The following is an 892-nucleotide window of genomic DNA, read 5'->3' on the forward strand; positions in this document are numbered from 1 at the left end:
AATTTATTTAATTCAACAGCATCACTAATTAACTTATTACCATTACCTATATTAATATTATTAACACGTACATAGCTTCTACCCAACTTATCTGTTAATTCTAGGTCCAATTTTTTAAAATAAGCCTGAATCAACGTATCGTCACCAACATTCATTAAATATGATATAACAGGCATCGCAGTTAAAGAGCTTTTTTCTTTAGCAGTTAGTCCTAACTCAGTCGAGGTATAATATTTTCCTTCAATTTCACCAATTAAAGTACTATAGACATATCGACTATTTTTGATTATAGCTATACTATTTATATTGACATTGGCATCTCTTGCTAGCAACTTAAGTAAAAGGTGTTTTTCTTTCTCTTTTCTTTCAAGTATATTTGAATCCATTCGTTGAATAAATTCTTTACTCTGATCTATTAGTTTTTCAACCTGCTTGACTGCATCCTCAGTAATCGAATTTTTATAAAATGAAAAATTGATACTAACAAGTAGAATGTATACCACCATAAAAATAGTAGAATATAAAATAAGGTGCACTCTGTCTTCTTTATTTACTTTCATAAAATACAACCTTATTTCTACCCGAGTTCTTCGCTTGATATAGTGCTAAATCAGCATTTTTAAATTGCTTATTAAAAGAAATTGATAATTGTGAAGATATGCCAACAGAAACAGTAACACTTAATCCATAAATTGGATTTTCCATCACACTCATTCTTATCAACTCTGCTTTTTTCATTAGTTCTTCTTTATCATGAAAATCAAGAACGATTACGAACTCTTCTCCGCCCCAACGAACAGATATATCCTCATTTCTGATATTGTTTCGGATAATTTCGCTAACTTTTTTTATAACTAAATCACCAATATGATGTCCATGGTTGTCATTTATC

1 protein-coding gene and 1 pseudogene are annotated in these 892 nt (G+C 29.5%); both read right to left on the reverse strand.

What is annotated here, in order from left to right:
* Positions 1 to 560, reverse strand: a pseudogene (locus E5A76_RS03140) (hypothetical protein); the annotation flags it as partial.
* A partial coding sequence (locus E5A76_RS03145) for a GGDEF domain-containing protein (RefSeq protein ID WP_161118082.1) occupies positions 547 to 892 on the reverse strand: 346 nt, incomplete at its 5' end. The pseudogene E5A76_RS03140 and the gene E5A76_RS03145, both read right to left, overlap by 14 nt.

Origin of the sequence: Photobacterium lucens (genome assembly GCF_009873615.1) — a bacterium.
Lineage (GTDB): Bacteria > Pseudomonadota > Gammaproteobacteria > Enterobacterales > Vibrionaceae > Photobacterium > Photobacterium lucens.